Source organism: bacterium (assembly GCA_030654305.1).
GTDB lineage: Bacteria > Krumholzibacteriota > Krumholzibacteriia > LZORAL124-64-63 > LZORAL124-64-63 > PNOJ01.
On record JAURXS010000469.1, the window covers coordinates 1 to 1,323 of the forward strand.

The 1,323-nt window shown below is 71.1% G+C and carries 1 protein-coding gene; it reads left to right on the forward strand.

Annotated features, from left to right (window positions below; genetic code table 11):
• Window positions 1-1,323, forward strand: a 1,323-nt coding sequence (locus Q7W29_13445) for a phosphatidylglycerol lysyltransferase domain-containing protein (GenBank protein MDO9172826.1), incomplete at both ends; no start/stop codon positions are given.

The window sequence follows — 1,323 nt, forward strand, 5'->3', positions numbered from 1 at the left end:
CTGGTGTGGGGCGCCGGTGCGGTGGCTTCGATGGTGGGGCTGTCGGCCGGGCTGCTGAAGGCCCTGGGCGTGGCGGTGCTGGTCGCCGCGGCGGTTTTTGTGGGCATGTGCCGTGGCGGTGGTGATGACCTGCGCCTGGCGGGCTGGTCGCTGCGTTTGCCGAGCGCGTCGATCGCGGCCCAGCAGCTGCTGATCTCGGCCGTGGATGTGGTGGCCGCTGCGGCCGCGCTGTGGGTGCTGCTGCCTGAGGGGGCGATCGGCTTCCCGGCTTTTGTGGGCTTCTATTCGCTGGCCATCGCGCTGGGCGTGATCAGCCATGTGCCGGGCGGTCTGGGGGTGTTCGAGTCGGTGATGCTGCTGGCGCTGGGCCAGCAGGTGCCGGCCCACCAGCTGGTGAGCGCGCTGGTGCTGTACCGCGCGGTGTACCACCTGCTGCCGCTGGTGCTGGCGCTGGGGCTGCTGGTGCTGTCCGAACTGCAGCGCGGTGCCGCCACGCCGGTGGTTCGGGCGGCGGCCAGCCTGTCGCCGCTGCTGCTCTCGGCCTTCACCTTTGTGGTCGGCGTGATGCTGCTGGTGTCGGGCGTGACACCGGCGAACGCGGACGCGACCGTCTTGCTCGCGCAGCTGATGCCGCTGCCCATCGTCGAAGCGGCCCACTTTCTCGGCAGCATCATCGGGCTGGCGCTGCTGTTCGTGGCGCGGGGCATGTTCCTGCGGCTCGACGCCTCGTGGTGGGCCGGCCTGGTCCTTGCGCTGGTGAGCCTGGTGCTCTGCCTGCCCAAGGGCATCGCGGTGTCCGAGGCGGTGCTGCTCAGCGTGCTGACGGCGAGCCTGGCGCTGTCGCGCCGGCAGTTCAACCGCAAGGCGGCGCTGTTTTCGCAGGCCTTCACGGGCGGCTGGCTGGCCGCGGTGGCGGTGGTGGTGGCGGCCACCGGGGCCTTGCTGTTCTTTGTCTACCGCGATGTCGCTTACGTGAACCAGGTCTGGTGGCAGTTCGCCTTCGACGGCCACGCGCCGCGCTCGCTGCGGGCCATGGTGGCGGTGGCACTGGTGGCGTTCATCGTGGCCTTGGTCCAGCTGCTGCGCCGGCCCCACCCGGCATTGATCAAGCCCAGTGCCGGCGCGCTCAACCAGGCGGCACGCATCGTGCGCGCGCAGGGGGTGGCGGGCGCGGGGCTGGTGATGATGGGCGACAAGAGCCTGATGGTCTCCGAGTCGCAGCGGGCGTTTGTCATGTTCGGGCGGCGCGGCCGCTCCTGGGTGGCGCTGTACGACCCGGTGGGCCCCGCGAGCGAGTGGCCCGAACTGGTGTGGCGCTTCGTC